Source organism: Streptosporangium sp. NPDC002524, from assembly GCF_040295985.1.
In the GTDB taxonomy this organism is placed as follows: Bacteria; Actinomycetota; Actinomycetes; order Streptosporangiales; family Streptosporangiaceae; genus Streptosporangium.
Genome location: NZ_JBEOWK010000021.1, coordinates 41,226 through 58,357 on the forward strand (window position 1 = coordinate 41,226; position 17,132 = coordinate 58,357).

A 17,132-nucleotide genomic window follows, 5' to 3' on the forward strand; every position below is an offset into this window, starting at 1 on the left:
GACTACTTGTCTCCCGCCGGAGCGGGAGCCGGTTCCGCCGCCGCCGTCGCGGACACGGGCACCGTCGCGGGCACCTGATCCGGCTCCGGCGCTGATTCGGAAGCCGGTCCGGAGACCGGTTCGGAGGCCGGTTCTGAGGCCGGTTCTGAGGCCGGTTCAGAAGCCGGGGCGCGCCGGATGACGACCTCGGCCACCGCCAGCGCCGTCGCTCCCAGCGCCACCTCGCCGACCGTGGAGACCAGCCTGCTCGCCACCGCCACCACCGCGGCCGCCGGCGCGGGCAGCACCACCGTCAGGGCGGCGGTGAGCACCGCCTCGCGGACGCCGATCCCGTCGGGCAGCACGACCGTCAGCATCCCGACCGTCGTGGCCAGGGTGAACGCGCCCACGCACAGCCCCAGGGAGGGCAGCGGGTCGGCCCCCATCGCGATCGCGAGCAGCCACAGGTGCAGGCCGGTGACCAGCCACGACACCCCCTGCGCGACGACCGCGAACCGAATCCCGCGCGGCGAGGCCGACCTGGCCGGGTCGGGCCGGCGCAGCACCCGCAGCACCAGGTGCGCGCCGTGGTTGACCAGCTGCGGCCGTACCAGCACGACCACGATCAGCACCGCCGCCACCGCCACCAGCCAGGCCACCTGGGTGCCGAGCATGTGCACGCCCGCGAGCAGCCCGATCGTGAGGCCGGTCAGCAGGACCAGGCTCATGCTCAGCGCCGCCGTGCCCATCAGCCGCCCGAAACCGACGCCGTTGGACGTGGCCACCTTGGTCGCGGCGATCAGGCCCGGCACCTTTCCCGGCACGTACTTGCTGAGGAACGTCACGAAGAAGACGCGCGCCACCCGTGGTTCGCTGACCGGCGGGCCGAGCTCGAACAGCACCGCCCGCCACGCCAGGTAGCCGAACCCCAGCCCGGCCATGCTGATCAGCAGCGCGCCCGCCAGCAGGAGGCCGATCCGCCCGCCGTCGCTCCTGGCGAGCATGACGGAGACCACGCTCCAGTCCTGCCCGGCCAGTGCCACCGCCACCGCGCCCACCAGGACCAGCGCGAACGCCGCGACCAGGACGCGCACGAGCGCGCGGGGCGGGCGCCACGACGGCAGGCGCCACGGCCGGCTCTCGGTCACTCGGGCGCGCCGGCCGGGGAGACCGGGGTCAGGCCGGTCTTGGCCGGGTGCCCCTGGCGGCGGAGCAGCTCGTAGACGAGCCGGGGCAGCCCCGCGCCCGCGCCGAGGAAGAACGCCGTGTGGTAGCAGAACTGCATCACGGCCATCTGGAACGCGAAGCCCGCGCCCCGGTAGCGGTGGGAGTAGCGGAGGAAGTCACGGTTCACCGTGACGAACGCCGCCAGCAGCAGTGCGAGCACCACGAGCAGCCACGGCACGAGGAAGACGAACGGCAGTGTGAACAGGCTCAGCGCGGCCGAGACGGAGGAGATCCGGGGCGGCAGGCGGCGGGTGCGGGGATCCGGGCCGATCATGTCCAGCCGGAACCCGATCGTGTCGTCGTCGTACAGCCGCCGCGCCCTCAGCATGATCACCGGCAGGGTGCTGGCCCTGACGAACCGCTCCCACATGCACTCCCAGAACCGGTCGACGTCGTCGGCCCTGGTGACCACGGTCGCGGTCACCACCAGCCGGTACTTGGACGGCACCCGGTTGCCGAACTCGAAGTCCTCGCCGTCGCGCAGCCGCTCGTCGAGCCCGCCCGCCTCGCGGTAGACCGTGCGCGGGATCAGCGAGTTGGACAGGAACGTGGACACCGCGCGCTGGCGGTCGAAGTGCTCGGAGAAGACGCGGTATCTCTCGACCAGGCCGTCGTCGTACAGCGGCTCCTTGTCGTAGATCCCCTGGACCATGCCGCAGTCGGGCGTCTCCCGGTAGGCCCGCACCGCGTTCTCTATGGCGTCCGGGGCGAGCGCGGTGTCGGAGTCGACGAAGAACAGCAGGGGCGAGTCGCTGGAGTCGACCCCGGTGTTGCGGGCCCCCGACGGCCCCTGGTTGGTCGGCAGCTCGACGATCGTGCACGGGAACTCCCGCGCGATGTCCAGCGAGCCGTCCGTGCTGCGGTCGTCGACCACGATCACCTCGGCCGGGGGGTACGTCTGCGCGTACACCGCCTCCAGGCAGGCCCGGAGAGTCTTCTTCTTGTTGTAGTTGGGCACGATGACCGCGACATCCTCGGGTCGCGCGGTCGCCGGTTCCGTCATGTCAATTCCTTCCACGGCTCAGTGGCCGACCGATAGAACCGTTTGCTGAGGACGGTGGTCGGAGAGTCCGGCGGATCCGGGCATCTCGTAGCTGTGCACGACGACGTCCGGCGTGGTGAGCATCCAGTCGATCCGCCAGAACTCAAGGGGTCCGGCGAGATAGGTGACCGGATAGAGGGACGGCAGCGCCTCGGTGTGGTCGACCAGCTTCTCCGGCAGCAGCCGGAGCATCCCCATCGCCGGGGTGGTGTTGAGGTCACCGGCGAGCACCACCGAGTTGTCGTTCGCCTCGATGTCGGCGCGCAGCGCCCGGTAGCTCGCCTCGCGCCGGCTGTGGGCGTACTGGTTGGAGTCGCGGGCCGCGCCGTCGTACAGCCGCCATTCGAGGGGGGGCTGGTTGACCTGGGTGTTGTAGAAGGAGACGACCTCGCCGTTCACCCGGATGTCGGTGCGCAGCGTCTCGACCGTGTAGGAGTCCGGCCAGGACCGCATCACCTCCGGTATCGCCTTCTGCTCCTCGGGCAGCCATCGGCTCATGTCGAGCCCGCGCCGCGCGACGATGGGAAGCCGGGAGAGCGTGATCAGCTCGCCGGACGTCGCGACCTCGTATCCCGGGAACTCGCGTCGCAGCTCCGCCGTCTTGTCGATGCGGAGCGCCATGTCGGCGGTCCACTTCGTCGCCATCATGTCCCCCGCCGAGGTGTCGACGTAGAGATACTCCGAGAGCAGGTAGACGTCCGCGTCCATCTGGCGCAGGTAGTCGTAGAAGTTGGGCGAGTAGCTGTTCCCGTCGGAGGTGCGCCAGTCCTGGTCCCAGAACTCGGTGTTCCAGGTCGCCACTTTGACGGCGCCGGGCGGGGCGGGCGGCGGGGTGTGCCAGAGGGTCGCCACGTTGATCCCGCTGTGTCCCGCGCCGACCGCCAGGGCGATCACCAGGATCGGGATGACCCGCCGGCGGACCGGGCGCGCCAGCGGCGCGACCACCAGCACCAGCAACGGCACCGCCACGAACATGAACGGCGGCATCAGGTCGAGCGGGGCCCACAGCGAGGTGCGGCCGCTCGCCAGCAGGTGCGCGGCCAGGAACAGCAGCCACCCCGTGGTGGCGGTCACCACCAGCTTGGTGCCCAGGCACCACCGCCGCCTCGGCCGGACGAACCGGCCCAGGCGAGCTCGCCGGCCGAGCGGTTTCTCGGGAGGGACATCCGTCGGCTGATCCTCGGTCATGATGTCCCGGTCGCCCATCAGCACACCACCTCGGCACGTAGGTCAGGCCGGCGACAGCCATTGACGATCCGCGATCACTTCCAGCGGTACCTCAACGTACTGACCGGTTCTTGTCGCTTCCTTGTCGTCCGCGCCATGGGCCGCCGGGGCTCACCTTCGGACCGCACAAGCCTCAGTCCCGGACCACACAAGCCGCGCAGAATGGGAACCGTACGACATGGCGCACCGAACGACAAGAATGAGACAAGCCGTCGGGGCTAGCGTGGGCGGGAAGCAAGGCGGCCGGGGGCCGGGCGACGAGCCACGGCCGCCTGACCGAAGACCCACCTGGGCAGCCCGCCCTGATCATCGGCCAACACCCGGCGGTTCGGAAAGAGCGGCCTTCAGCCAATGGAGCACCTGTGAATCGAGAACGCCCGCTAGTCTCGGTCATCGTCCCCAGCTTCAACCGATCCCACGTGTTACGCCTGTGCCTGCGCGCGCTGGAGAAGCAGACCTACTCCCCCATCGAGGTCATCGTGGTGGACGACTGCGGCACCGAGGACGCGGCGGAGGTGGCGAGGTCGATGGGCGTCACCGTGCTGCGCACCGAGGTGAACAGCGGAGCGTCGACCGCGCGCAACCTCGGCGCGGAGCACTCCCACGGCGAGATCCTGCTCTTCCAGGACGGCGACATCGCCCTCGACCCGGACGCCGTGGAGAACGCGGTGAACATCCTCCAGGCCGAGCCCAGGCTGGGTGCCCTGGGAGGCATCCTGCACCCCGAGCCGCTGGCGGCCCAGACCCTTCCCGCGCAGTATCGCGCGCTGCAGATGTACCACTGGTGGATGCCGACCGACCGCCCGACCCTCGAACTGCACGCGGCCGTGCTCGCCGTGTCGGCCGAGGTGTTCAAGGAGATCGGCCCCTTCAACCCGCACCTGAGCGACACCGTGTCCGCGGACTACCGCTCCCGCCTGATGCGCAAGGACTACGAGGTGCGCATCACCGCCGCCGTCTGCGGCCGGGCCGACCACGACTCCACGATGCGGATGATCCTGAGCAAGGTGTTCCGGCGCGCACGGGTGAGCGCGCGGGAGTGGACCCGGGGCGAGACGCCGGGCGACTCCGTGCCGCGCGCGTTCGGCGGTGTCCTGCTGGTCGTCGCCGTACCGGCCGCCCTGCTGCCGCTGCTGGTCGGCCCCCTCGGCGCCCTCGTGTCGCCGCTGCTCGTCGCCGCCGCCGTGGTCCTCGACGGCAGCACCTACCGGCGGGTGTTCGCCCGCCGGGGCCTCCCCTTCGGCCTCTACTTCAGTGCCGTCCACCTTCTCGTCACCCTCGTGGGCGCGACGGGAGCGGGGGTCGGCGTGCTCCAGCGCCTCCTGCAGCGGGGACGTCCGAACGGCGTCGCCTGGGTCCCCCAGACCGGTGACCTGAACAATCAGTGACGCGTTGGCGTGGCGGCCTCCTCACGGCCGGGGCCGCCCGCCTCCTCCAGCAGCGCGGCCATCGGGAGCAGCCAGGCCATCCGGGGACCGCCCATCTCCTGGTCGAGCTGCTCGGGGCTGGGCATCCTGTCGTCGAGCACGTGGGGCGGCACCAGATGGTGGATCGCGTGCGCGAGCAGGTTGGCCATCGAGTATCCGGGGTCGGCCTCGTGCGCCCGGGTGAGGGCGACGCCCGCCAGCGCGGAGTCTCCCCGCCGCCAGGCGACCAGGCCGAGCAACGAGGCCACCGGAGGCACGAACCTCGGCTCCAGCCTCCGGGTGAGGTCGTGCCAGAGCTTGAGATGCGCGTCGTGGCTCTCGTCGGTGACCAGCGCCCACGCCTCGTCACGGATCCTGATCACCGCCAGGTCGAGCCCCAGCCTGGCCGCCTGCTCCTCGTCGAGCCGCCCTCCCGAGGCGTAGGTGACGACCGCCTCGCGGACCCTGGCCATGCCGTCCGCGACGAACTCCGCCGCGAACCCGTCGGCGTCGTGGCATCCGGCGAGCCTGCCGCGCATCTCCTCCGTGAGGCGGCCCGTCGCCTCGCGGATGGCCTCCCGCGCGGGCCCGGTGACCGGGTCGAGCGAGCGCTCCAGGGTCTGCCTGTCCGGCAGGGCGACCAGCCCGTGCAGCACCGCCTCCGCCGCGACCGCGCCGGCCTGCCGCTCGTACGGCATGCCGTCGGCCGGGCAGCAGTCGGTCCGCGAGCATCCGTACGACCAGTAGCGGCCGTCTTCCACCCGGAGGGCGTCGACGACGGTGAGCCCGCCGCGGCGGAACAGCGCAACGGCCTCGTCAACGGCCGGGGTCACCAGCGGGCCGGCGCCGTAACCGACCACGACGACCTGGGTGACGCCCTCTTTCCCGAAGAGCGGGACGATCTGGCCGAGACCGCCGGGCCCCAGCGGCAGGTCCCACCGGACGGTGAGATGCAGCCTGCCCCTGGAGAGGCTGCCCGTGAGGCCGATGACGACCAGGCTGTCGGCGGGATGGAACCCCAGCAGGTAGGGGACGGCGCCCAGGACGTCTTCCGTGGAACCGAGCAGGAGCCGGGGCTGCGCGGCGGGCGAAGAGGGCCGGGAGGGCGGGGACGGCACTGCGGGCAGAGCCGGGAACGCGGCCGGGGATCCGGCGGGCGGGGGCTCGGGCGAGGCCGGGGTGTTCGGTGTCATGCCCGGAAGCCTCGCCGGAACCGGACCGCCCGCTCCGCACCGAACACCTTTCTGTGGACAGAGCTCCGCGACCGTCCACAGGCAGGTTCACCGCCGTCACCCCCACGCGTTCGTCAGCGCCTGGGCCGAGACGCGCTGACGGACGGCGTCCGGCTTCGAAGCCGGGACGGACGGCCTGCCCGGCCTTCCGGGAGGAGGCCCCCTCATGGGGCCGTCCAAAAGGCGGCGGGGACTTCTCAGACGCCCCGGTCGACGCGCGGGCTCTCGCCCGTCCTTCCCGCCGGGAGGATGGGCGGCGCCAGGCGGGTGCGGACCATGATGGCCGCGCCGGCCACGGCGGCGGGCATCGCGATCACCGCGACGAACGGGACGAGGAAGAGCAGGAAGAGCAGGACCCCGAAGCCGAGCGCCGGGGCCTTGTTCCCCCTGAGCAGGCCAAAACGTCGCTTGCGCGTCAGCCCCCTGCGTTCGAGGGCCAGCGTGGTCAGCTCGATCGTGAGGAAGAAGCCCGAGACCAGGGCGCCCAGGACCGGCACCACCGTCTGCCCGATCACCGGCACGAACCCGAGGAAGAACAGCGGGATCGTGAACAGCAGCAGCCATCCGAGAGTGATCAGGCTGTCCCTGATGGAGCGGGGGATCGACTTCCACAGCGGGAGGTCGTAGCCGCTCGGCACCTCCCCGTGGGTCGCCTCCACCTTCTCGGAGAGCTTCTCGTAGAAGGGGTCGCCCAGGATGAGGGTGATCGCCGTGAAGGTCACCACCGACAGGATCAGCGCCGCGCCGAAAAGCGCCAGCCCGACCACCGCCCGCAGCGCGGTCCGCGTCGCCTCGCTCCATCCGTCGGCGAACGGCGTGCCCCACGCGGCGATGTCCAGCGCGTTCGTGCCGAGGAAGTAGAGGCCGGCCGCGTAGAGGGCGAACGCGATCAGGGCCGGGATCAACCCGAACAGCCACCAGCGCGGGTATCGCGCGACCCAGCGCAGCCCTTGGAAGAAGAACCCGATGCCGTCCAGAAAGGAGCGGAAATGACCCATGGCGGAAGATTATCGGGATCGGACGTCACCCGGGAGGGCGCGTAAGGGACAGCACGGGACAGCGGAGTGTCAGGGACGCTGCCAGAGGCCGGGGACGGAGACCCCGAGCGCGGCGAAGAGGCGGCGGAGCAGCGGCAGGGAGATGCCCAGGACGTTGCCGTGGTCGCCGTCGATACCGTCGACGAACCAGCCGCCGCGACCGTCCAGCGTGAAGGCCCCCGCGACGTGGAGGGGCTCGCCGGTGGCGACGTAGGCGGCGATCTCGTCGTCTCCGGGGGTGCCGAAGCGCACGACCGTCGCGCCCACCTCCGCCACCTCGCGCCCGTTCGCGACGTCGATGACGCAGTGTCCGGTGAGCAGGCGGCCCTCGCGCCCGCGCATGCCGCGCCAGCGGGCGACGGCCTCCTCGGGCGAGGACGGCTTGCCGTACGCCCTGCCGTCGAGTTCGAGCATCGAGTCGCAGCCGATGACCAGCCCGCCGGTCAGCTCACCGGCGACCACGGTCGCCTTCGCGCGGGCCAGCGCGAGGCAGAGCTCGCTCGGGCTGCCGGCGGTGATGGCGTCCTCGTCCACACCGCTGACGATCACCTTGGGATCGAGTCCGGCGCTGCGGAGCAGGGCGAGGCGGGCGGGCGAGGCGGAGGCGAGGACGATCTGGGTCACGGCGACCGAGCCTAGCGCGCCTCGGATCCCCGCCAGGCTCCCGGCCCGCGACGAAGGGCCGGCCCACAACCGGGCTCCCGGCCCACGCCAGGCGCCCGGTCCACGACGGGTGCCCGGTCCGCACCAGGTGCCCGATCCGCGACAGGCCCCGGCCCGCCACAGGTGCCCGGTCGGGGCGGATCTCCGGCCCGCCACAGGTGCCCGGTCGGGGCGGATCTCCGGCCCGCACCGGACGCCCGGCTCACGGCGGGGTCCGCGACAGGCGCGGCCGGGGGTCAGGTGTGCGGTGAGGTTGGGGGCGGGGGCGAGGGTGGGGGCGGGGGTGGGAGTTGCGGAGGCGGTTCCGGGGAGGGGAGCTCGGGAGCGGTGTTCACCGGGAGCCCGGCGGCGGCGTAGGCCTCCGCCTCGGCCAGGGTCTCGTTCTCCAGCAGGGCCGCGGCGATGCCGTCCAGGCGGCTCCGGTTCTCCGCCAGGACGGCGAGGGCGACCTCGTAGCACTCGTCCACGATGCGCCGTACCTCCTGGTCCACCGCGGCGAGGGTGTCCGGGGCGGCGGCGGGCTGGCCGTCGGCGGCGGCGGGCAGGACGGTCAGCGGGCCGATCCTGGCGGACATGCCCCAGCGGCCGACCATGCCGCGGGCGATCACGGTGACCTGTTCCAGGTCGTTCTCCGAGCCGGTGGTGACCACGCCGTAGACGACCTGCTCGGCCGCCATCCCGCCGAGGGCCCCGACGATGCGGTCGCGCAGGTACTTCTCGTCGTAGGCGTACCGGTCGGTGTCGGGCGTGGAGAGCGTGACCCCGAGCGCCCGCCCGCGCGGGATGATCGAGACCTTCCTCACCGGGTCGGCGCCCGGCTGGAGCATGCCGAGCAGCGCGTGGCCCGCCTCGTGGTACGCGGTGCGCCTCCGCTCGTCCTGCGGGATCACGACGGCGCGGGCCGCGCCGAGCAGGACCTTCTCCAGGGCGTCGGCGAAGTCTGCGGCGTAGACCCTGTCGTTGCCCCGCTTGGCGGCGAGCAGCGCGGCCTCGTTGACCAGGTTGGCCAGGTCCGCGCCCGTCATGCCGGGGGTGGTCCTGGCAAGCCGCTCCAGGTCCACGTCCCCGGCGAGCGGCACGCCCCGGCTGTGGACGCGCAGGATCGCCAGCCGCCCCTCGGCGTCCGGCGCGGACACCACGACGGTACGGTCGAAGCGGCCGGGACGCAGCAGCGCCGGGTCGAGGACCTCCGCCCGGTTCGAGGCGGCGATCACGATGACCCCCTCGGAGCCGGTGAAGCCGTCCATCTCGGTGAGGATCTGGTTCAGGGTCTGCTCGCGCTCGTCGTGGCCGCCGATGGTGCTGCCGCCCCGCACCCTGCCGATGGCGTCGATCTCGTCGATGAAGATGATCGACGGCGCGACCTTGCGGGCCTCGTCGAACAGCTCGCGCACCCGCGAGGCCCCGACCCCCACGATCATCTCGATGAACTCCGAGGCGCTCGCCGAGAAGAAGGGCACGTCGGCCTCCCCCGCCACCGCGCGGGCCAGGAGGGTCTTGCCGGTGCCGGGCGGCCCGGCGAGCAGCACGCCCTTGGGCAGTTTCGCCCCCAGCCGCCGGTACTTGTCGGGGTCCTTGAGGTAGTCGACCACCTCGGCGACCTCGTTCTCGACCTCGTCGATGCCCGCGACGTCGTCGAAGTCGACCCGGACCTTGGCCGGTTCCACCGGCTTGGCCGCCCTGGACCTGCCGAGGCCGCCGAGCCCCCCGAGGCCGCCCATCCCGCCGCCGCCCATCGCGCCGGACGCCGCGCGCCGGACGAACCAGATCCACAGGCCGGCCAGCAGCAGGACCGGGACCAGGGAGAGCAGGAGGTTCGACAGGAGGCTCCCGCCGACGGGCTCGGCCCTGATGTTCACCTTCGTCGCGAGAAGCTGCTGGTAGAGCCCGGCCCGGTCGGCGAAGACCGGCAGCTCCGTGGAGAACTTGCCGTACGTGACGTTGCCGCTGTCGGGGTCGCGGGCCGTCTTCCTGAGGGTGCCCTCGATCGCCGTGCCCGTGGCGTAGACCTCCTTGACGTTCCCCGCCCGGACCTGCTGGGTGAACTGGGTGTAGGAGATCGGCTCGGTGGGCTCCTGGAAGAACGAGGAGACGATGAAGAAGCCCGCGTAGACGATGACCATGGTCATCAGGAAGCGCACCCAGTTGAACCTCGGGCGCTGCGGGGTGGGTGTCCCGCCGCCGTCGGGCAGGCCCTCGGAGCGCCAGGGCTTGGGCCCGCCCCCCTGGTCGGGCGTGTCGGGGCCGGTCCCCTTGCGTTCCTGAGACGCCGGTCGGTTCACGACTTCCCCCTCGACCCCCTCGACGGCTCGGGGGAGTCTGTCTGGGCGGGCGTCCCGGAGGCGCGTCCGGGACGCCCGGCTCAGTCCGGGCCCTCGAACCGGGGCCGCCTCCGCAGGAGGCCGGACCCCGCGCCCGGCGAGCGGGCGAAAGGTCGTCGCGCGTGCGGCGGCGAAGCGGCCGGCCGTGAAATTCCCCCGAGTTTCACCAGGTCACACGGACAAGGCGATTCCTGCCCAGGTGAGACTCAGTTCAATCTGAGGTCACTTCAATCTGAGGGAGGAGACCGCGGTGTTGATGGCGCGCCAGTACTTGCTCTGCGCGTCGGGGATCGTCGCGAAGAGCATCGCGGGCTTGGCACCGGAGACCTCGGTCACGGCGACGGCGGCCATGGAGGAGCGCGTCTTGCCCTTCACCTTGTACTTCACCTTGTAGGCGAGCACCCAGCCGTTCTTGATCGGCTGCGAGGCGGTCCAGGTGATCTTGCCGCCCTTGGGGTGGTGGTTGAGCGTCCACCGGGCGGCCAGCAGCGCGGTGTCCTTGGCCTCCTTCTGCACCAGGATCGGCACCGGGCAGCTCACGAGCATCGCCCGGTGAGCGGCTCCCTTCGCCTTCGGCAGCACCTGCTTGGTGGAGAACGGCGACGCGCCGAAGACCTTCCAGGGCTTGCCCAGGCGGACCAGCGACACGCCGGACTTGCGGTCCTGGACGCGGCGCTTGCTCTTGTCCGCCTTGCCGGAGAGGCGGCCGAGCCGCTTGTCGCGCGGCAGGTCGGGCACCCGGGGGTCGGCGAGGGCCGCGATGACGGCGCTGCGGTCGGGCGCCGGCTCCGAGCCGTCGGGCGCCGAGGAGGACGAGGGAGCGGTCGTCTCGGCCGGGCTCTCCGAGGGCGACGCCGACGCGGAGGGGGTCCCCGAGGGGGACGCCTGCGCCGGCACCGAGGCGGCCGGCTCCGTCGGCGAGGTCGCCGAAGTCTCCGAAGTCTCTGAAACGGCCGGGGTCGCGGGGACGGACGGCTCCGCCGAGCCTGAACCGGGCGAGGGTGGCGCGGCAGATGGCGCGGCGATCTGCCCCGTCTTTCCCTCGCCCGGTTGATCTGGGGAGCCCGAGGAGACGAAGCCGACGATCGCCGCGACCGCGGCCAGGATCACCACGAGGCCCACGGCCAGGATGCGGTAGATGACGCGCATCGGCAGGTCGCCGATACGGGACCGCTTCACGGGGGAATCCGGTAGCTTCGGGGGGCTCTCCGCCACGACTCTCGGCATATCCGACGTGGCCGCCTCCGCGGTCACGTATGTCGGCGCGGGACCCGTCTCCCGGGTCCCCTGAGTCCCACCCAACCCATCGAGCACGATCGGGAGCGTACGACAAATCCGGTTTTCCCGTGCGGGATCCCCATCACACTTCGGGAACGAGTACCTTCCTCACCCTTGTGCGAAACATCCCGCGACGCACCCTGCGATGATTCCAGGATGTTCGTGGAACGCCAGGTGGAGCTCAGGTTCGACGTCTCCTCACGCGAGGCGAGGACGCACACCAATCTGTCGGCCGTACGCACCGACGCCCTGGGCGTCTGGCTCGCCGGTGACGAGACCGCCACCGTCGAGCATCTGGCGTTCCGCGCCGGGCGCTTCGACGATCAGCGCACCTTCCACCTCGCCGATTTCGTGGACCTGCCCGCCGGGCGCGACGAGGAGGCCGACATCGAGGGCCTGGGCCGGGCGGACGGCTGGCTCTGGGCGATCGGGTCGCACAGCCTCAAGCGCAGGCGGGTGAAGAAGGGGCACTCCCCGCTCAAGGCCCGCCGCCGCCTCGGCAGCGTGGTCCGCGAGGAGAACCGCTACATCCTCGTACGGCTGCCGCTCGTCGGCGCCACCCCGGTCCGCGAGGACGGCTCCCGCCGGGCGGAGATCCTGTCGGGTCCAGGCCGGAACCTGGCCGACCTGCTGGCGGACGATCCGCATCTCGCCCCCTTCGTCTCGATTCCCAGCAAGGACAACGGGCTGGACATCGAGGGCATCGCCGTGCTCGGCGGCCGCCTGTTCGTCGGCCTGCGCGGCCCGGTGCTGCGCGGCTGGGCCGCGATGCTGGAGATCCGGCCGGAGAGCGATCCCCGGCGTCCCGGCAGCCTGAGGCTCGCTCCCATCGACGGCAGGCCGTACCAAACGCACTTCCTGAACCTCGGCGGGCTCGGCGTCCGCGACATGTGCCCGCACCGGGACGGGCTGCTGATCCTCGCCGGGCCGACCATGAGCCTGGACGGCCCGGTCCGGGTGCTGCGCTGGGAGCCGGAGGACGAGCCGTCGGTACGGCACGAGCTGGACCTCGTCGGCGACCTGCCCCACGGGAACGGGAACGACCATCCGGAGGGGATCACCGTGCTCGACGGCGAGCGCCTCCTGGTGGTCCACGACAGCCCGTCGGAGGCGCGGCTCACCTCCGAGGGCGGTGTGCTCGCCGACATCGTCAGGATGTCCCCCTGACAGCCCGTCCCCGGGACCTGACCACCGGCCGTTCCTCCGCGCTCGGGGAACCGCGCCGGTCCCTCGTCCCTGGCACCTGACCACCCGCCGTTCCTCCGCGCTCGGGGAACCGCGCCGGTCCCTCGTCCCCGGGCTCGGCCACCCACCGTTCCTCCGCATTCGGGGAACCGCGCCGGTCGCTCGTCCCCGGGCCCCGGCCACCGGCCGTTCCTCACTGCTCAGGACGGTTCAGGGTGAGTCAGGACACCCCGGTGGTCATCGGCCGCCCTCGCGCAGCCACGGGACGTCCGCGACGACCGTGCGGGAGCCGGGCTCGATCTCGGTGAACCCGGCGTCCCTGACCACCGGCAGGCCCGAGGCGACCAGCGCGGCCCACGCGGCGGGATCGGCGGTCCTCACCGAGACCGCGAGGCCCTTGTCCCGCCACGCCCGCCTGGCGTCGTCCCCGCTCGCGTGCCAGGCGAGCTGGACGGCGTGCCCGGCCTGGGCCATGGCCTTGCCCGCCGACATCGTCAGCCCCGGGTTGAGCCACAGCACCACGTCTCCGGGCGGCCCCGGTTCGGAGGAGTCGGCGAGTTCGGTGCCGGACACCTGGAGCCTGGAGAGGTCCCTGGGCCAGCCGTCCAGCGGTACCGGCGGGTGGACGCGGACCTCGGCGGTGCCCGAGGTGACGGTGACACCGGGCAGGTCGAGCACCCGGCGCCACTCCGCCCCGCGCGCCCGCCGGACGACCTTCCTGAACCGGCTGCCGTCCCAGGCCCCCACGGCCTCGGCCCACTCGCCGCCGTCGAGGGCGCGCGGGTCGTCGAGCAGGGCCAGCACGGCCAGGGCCGCCGCCTCCAGGGCGTCGGTCCGCCCGGGCGGCGCGGAGCGCTCGATCCGCACCACGAGCGGGAGGACCCGCCTGTCCCGGTCCCTCTCCCGCTCCGGCCCTCGGTCCCTCTCCCGCTCCCGGTCCCTCTCCTCGCCGCCCGTCACGCCCGTCGCCCCCGTCCCGCTCCAGGGCGCCGTGTCCGGTCGCCCGGCGGCGGCACCCGCCGCCCCCGTCACCTCCGCCGCCCCCGCCGGGCCTGCCAAGCCTGCCGGGTCGTCTCCGGTGTTTCCGTGTCCCGCGGCTCGCCCGCCTCGTTCTCTCACGCCTTCAAGGATGCCTGCTCCCCCGCGGTGGACTCCCCGGGGTCGGCCTTCCCCGCGATCGGCTTCCCTGCGATGGGCTTCCTGGTGATGACGATCGACATGACGGCGGCGGCGAGGCAGAGGAAGCCCGCGGCGTACCAGGCCAGGTCGTAGGCGCCGAAGTGGTCGCGGGTGACCCCGGCGGCGACGGCGGCGATCGCGGCGCCGACCTGGTGGGAGGCGAAGACCCAGCCGAACACCACGGCCCCGTCCGGACCGTAGATCTGGCGGCACAGGGCGACGGTCGGCGGGACCGTGGCCACCCAGTCGAGGCCGTAGAAGATGATGAAGACGAGCATGCTGGGCTCGGCGGTCGCCCCGAACAGGCTCGGCAACGCCATCAGCGAGAGGCCGCGCAGCCCGTAGTAGGCGCCGAGGAGGACGCGCGAGTCGACCCTGTCGCTCAGCCAGCCGGACGCGACGGTACCGACCACGTCGAAGATCCCGACCAGGGCGAGCAGTCCCGCGGCGACCGGCTCGGCCATGCCGTGGTCGTGGGCCGCGGGGATGAAGTGGGTGCCCACCAGGCCGTTGGTGCTCATCCCGCAGATCGCGAACCCGCCGGCGAGCAGCCAGAAGGGACGCGTGCGCGCCGCGCTCCGCAACACGCCCAGGGCGCGGGAGGCGGCGCCCCCGGCCCGCGCCGGACGGACGGCCGGGGGCGCGGCGGGATCGGCGCCCAGGGCGGTGGTGCCCACGTCCTCGGGCCGGTCGCGCAGCAGGAACCAGACCAGGGGGACCACGACGAGGGCGGCGACGGCGACCGTGACGGCGGCCGTCCGCCAGCCGCTGTCCGCCGCCAGGTGGGCGAGGACGGGCAGGAAGACGAGCTGCCCGGTGGCGCCGCCCGCCGTGAGCACGCCGGTGACGAGACCCCGGTGGCGGACGAACCAGCGTTCGGTGAGGGTCGCGGCGAAGACCAGGGCCATCGAGCCGGTGCCGAGGCCGACCAGCACGCCCCAGCAGAGGATGAGCTGCCAGGGGGCGTTCATCAGGATGGTGAGCCCGCTGCCCGCGGCGACCAGCAGCAGGGCGTACGTCACCACCCTGCGCATGCCGAAGCGGTCCATCAGGGCCGCGGCGAAGGGCGCGGTCAGCCCGTACAGCATGAGGTTGACCGAGACGGCGAGCGAGATCGTGCCCCGGGACCAGCCGAACTCCTCCTGGAGCGGTGTGATCAGCACGCCGGGCGTCGCCCGGAACCCGGCCGCGCCGAGGATGGCGACGAACGCGACTCCCGCCACGATCCAGGCGCGGTGCAGCGTGCGTTCGGGCGCGCGAGGGGTCGTTGTCATGCGCTCCATAATCGAGGGACGGCCCGCGGGCCCACGAGTGGCCCGAGCGCCAATAACCGCAAGGATCAGGCCACGACCCCTCTCCCACGGCCGCGTTCGTGGCGCGCACCGGTGAGATCGTCATCTCACATACTGGGTGAATTCGCTCAAAGGTTATGTTTTTTCTATTCTCCTCATCTGAGGGTTTTGCGTCCGGCATGGTCACGGGGAGACGCGATGCCCGTCCGGGTCCCGCCCGGCGGTGAGAAGTGACGATGCTCGACCGGTACGGGGACAGACCGGGGACCGGGTGATCGAAGGGGTGGTGCCGTGTTCCACGCACGAAGGCCGGGAAGGTTCCTCGCACTGCTCGCGGGTGGCGCGCTCCTGCTGGGCGCCTGCGCGGACACCGGCCCGGCGGACGGCCCCGCGGCCTCCGGCTCGGGGTCGGCCCTGCCGAGCGAGACCATCACCTACGCGTACGAGCAGGAGTTCCACTCCTACAACAACAACACCACGGCCGAGAACGCCACGCGCAACACCGCCCCCCTGCAGCGGGTGCTGACGGGCTTCTGGTTCTACGGCGACAAGGGCGCGATCACCCCCGACAAGGACTTCGGGACGTACGAGAAGGTCTCCGACGACCCGCTGAGCGTCGCGTACACCATCAACGACAAGGCGGTCTGGTCGGACGGCACCCCGATCGACTGCGACGACGTCATGCTGTGGTGGGCCTTCCGGTCCGGGAAGGTCAGGGGCTTCGCGTCCGCCGACACCACCGGCCTGCGGGACACCAGGGTCCCCGACTGCGAGAAGGGCGGCAGGAAGTTCACCCTGGTCTACGACAAGCCGTTCGCGGACTGGGTGGCCGGGGGGCCGGGCGCGACCGAGATGATGCCCGCCCACGTGGTCGCCAGGCAGGACGGCCTGTCCGAGGAGGACTTCATCGCGGCGATCAGGAAGGGCGACTCCGGGCGGATCGGGAAGGGCATCGAGTTCTTCAACGACGGCTGGGTCTCCGAGGGCAGGCTGCCCGACGCCGAGCTGATCCCGTCGTCGGGGCCGTACAAGCTCTCCAAGCTGGACGCCGGGCAGCGGCTCACCCTGGTCGCCAACGACAGGTGGTGGGGCACCCCGGCCGCGACCCCGACGATCGTCGAGCGCTTCATCACCCTCGACGAGCAGGCCCAGGCGCTGCAGAACCGCGAGGTCCAGATCGTCGAGCCGCAGCCGGGACCCGACGTGCTCAGGCAGCTGCAGTCGCTGCGGGGCGTGGAGGTCGGCCTCTTCGAGAAGTACACCTACGAGCACCTGGACTTCAACTTCGACTCCAGCCCGTTCAGGGACAGGAGGCTGCGCGAGGCGTTCGCCAGGTGCGTGCCCAGGCAGCTCATCGTCGACACCCTGATCGGGCCCGTCTCGCCCGCCGCCAAGCCCCTGGAGGTCCGCACCGTGGCCCCGTTCCAGGCCAACAGCGCGGCGGTCGTCGCGGCCAGCGGCAGCGCGGGCGTGTACGCGCGGCAGGACATCGCGGGCGCCAGGGCGTTGCTGCGGAAGGCGGGCAAGACAGGGCTGGAGATCAACATCGGCTACCAGACCCCGAACCCGCGCCGTACCGCGGCGGTGCAGCTCATCATCGACGCCTGCAACAAGGCCGGTTTCAAGGTCGTCGACAAGGGCTCCGAGGACTTCCTCGGCACCGTGATGCCGGCCAACGGCTACGACGTGGCCCTGTTCGCCTGGTCGGGGTCCGCCCTGGTCAGCAACTGGGCCTCCAACTTCGTATCGCCCTGGAAGTGCGACGCCCAGAACAAGGGCAACAACAACGGCTGCTACTCCAACCGGCAGGTCGACCGCCTCATCGCGAAGCTGAACTCGACGGTGGACCTGGCGGCCCAGAACCCGATCATCGGCGCGATCGAGAAGCGGCTCTGGCAGGACCTGGCGACCATCCCGCTGTTCCAGCACCCGGGTCTCAGCGCGTGGGACGAGACGCTCCAGAACGTCGTCCCCAACCCCGCGCAGTCGACCATCACCTGGAACATGGACAAGTGGAGCCTCTCGTAGAGGGTTCCGTATCTGACATCAGGTGACAGGTACGGT

General features: G+C 71.9%; 13 protein-coding genes. 3 read left to right on the forward strand and 10 right to left on the reverse strand.

Annotation, left to right across the window (positions count from 1 at the left end; genetic code table 11):
• Window positions 1-2 precede the first annotated feature (2 nt).
• Genes ABT053_RS31005 through ABT053_RS31015 form a run of 3 tightly spaced genes read right to left on the reverse strand, consistent with a single transcriptional unit; the run spans window position 3 to window position 3,454 of the window.
• Window positions 3-1,127, reverse strand: a complete 1,125-nt coding sequence (locus tag ABT053_RS31005) for a lysylphosphatidylglycerol synthase domain-containing protein (protein WP_350973765.1) — start codon at window positions 1,125-1,127, stop codon at window positions 3-5.
• A complete protein-coding gene (locus tag ABT053_RS31010) occupies window positions 1,124-2,209 on the reverse strand; it encodes a glycosyltransferase family 2 protein (RefSeq protein WP_350973767.1) in 1,086 nt (361 codons plus the stop codon). Before ABT053_RS31010 ends, ABT053_RS31005 begins: the two co-directional genes overlap by 4 nt.
• 18 nt (window positions 2,210-2,227) lie before the next feature.
• Window positions 2,228-3,454, reverse strand: coding sequence for an endonuclease/exonuclease/phosphatase family protein (locus tag ABT053_RS31015; protein ID WP_350973769.1), 1,227 nt, complete (start codon window positions 3,452-3,454; stop codon window positions 2,228-2,230).
• A gap of 383 nt (window positions 3,455-3,837) precedes the next feature.
• Between ABT053_RS31015 and ABT053_RS31020 the strand changes: the two genes are divergently transcribed.
• The gene (locus tag ABT053_RS31020; RefSeq protein WP_350973771.1) at window positions 3,838-4,863 is read left to right on the forward strand and encodes a glycosyltransferase family A protein; all 1,026 of its coding nucleotides are present in this window, start codon (window positions 3,838-3,840) and stop codon (window positions 4,861-4,863) included.
• Here ABT053_RS31020 and ABT053_RS31025 read toward each other — a convergent pair.
• From ABT053_RS31025 to ABT053_RS31045, 5 genes are all read right to left on the reverse strand, one after another.
• Window positions 4,857-6,074 carry a DUF4192 domain-containing protein gene (locus ABT053_RS31025; RefSeq protein ID WP_350973773.1) on the reverse strand — a complete coding sequence of 406 codons (1,218 nt, stop codon included), beginning with the start codon at window positions 6,072-6,074 and terminating at the stop codon, window positions 4,857-4,859. The genes ABT053_RS31020 and ABT053_RS31025 overlap by 7 nt on opposite strands.
• A gap of 236 nt (window positions 6,075-6,310) precedes the next feature.
• Window positions 6,311-7,111 (reverse strand): EI24 domain-containing protein, encoded by an 801-nt coding sequence (locus tag ABT053_RS31030; protein WP_350973774.1) that lies wholly within the window; start codon window positions 7,109-7,111, stop codon window positions 6,311-6,313.
• 69 nt (window positions 7,112-7,180) lie between these two features.
• Entirely contained in the window at window positions 7,181-7,774 is a 594-nt protein-coding gene (locus tag ABT053_RS31035) for a Maf family protein (RefSeq protein ID WP_350973776.1), read from the reverse strand.
• 275 nt (window positions 7,775-8,049) lie between these two features.
• Window positions 8,050-10,095 (reverse strand): ATP-dependent zinc metalloprotease FtsH, encoded by a 2,046-nt coding sequence (gene ftsH, locus ABT053_RS31040; RefSeq protein WP_350973778.1) that lies wholly within the window; start codon window positions 10,093-10,095, stop codon window positions 8,050-8,052.
• Between the two features lie 261 nt (window positions 10,096-10,356).
• Entirely contained in the window at window positions 10,357-11,313 is a 957-nt protein-coding gene (locus ABT053_RS31045) for a hypothetical protein (RefSeq protein ID WP_350973780.1), read from the reverse strand.
• A 255-nt stretch (window positions 11,314-11,568) separates the two neighbouring features.
• Between ABT053_RS31045 and ABT053_RS31050 the strand changes: the two genes are divergently transcribed.
• Window positions 11,569-12,579: a DUF3616 domain-containing protein gene (locus ABT053_RS31050; protein ID WP_350973782.1), complete on the forward strand. Its 1,011-nt coding sequence runs from the start codon at window positions 11,569-11,571 to the stop codon at window positions 12,577-12,579.
• Window positions 12,580-12,834: 255 nt separating this feature from the next.
• Here ABT053_RS31050 and ABT053_RS31055 read toward each other — a convergent pair whose 3' ends face one another.
• Together ABT053_RS31055 and ABT053_RS31060 are read right to left on the reverse strand one after the other, a co-directional pair.
• A complete protein-coding gene (locus ABT053_RS31055; RefSeq protein WP_350973784.1) occupies window positions 12,835-13,656 on the reverse strand; it encodes a peptidyl-tRNA hydrolase in 822 nt (273 codons plus the stop codon).
• 56 nt (window positions 13,657-13,712) lie between these two features.
• A complete protein-coding gene (locus ABT053_RS31060) occupies window positions 13,713-15,050 on the reverse strand; it encodes an MFS transporter (protein WP_350973786.1) in 1,338 nt (445 codons plus the stop codon).
• 309 nt (window positions 15,051-15,359) lie between these two features.
• Here ABT053_RS31060 and ABT053_RS31065 point away from each other — a divergent pair, with 309 nt between their 5' ends.
• Complete coding sequence (locus tag ABT053_RS31065; protein ID WP_350973787.1) at window positions 15,360-17,096, forward strand: ABC transporter family substrate-binding protein; 1,737 nt, start codon at window positions 15,360-15,362, stop codon at window positions 17,094-17,096.
• Window positions 17,097-17,132: the final 36 nt, after the last annotated feature.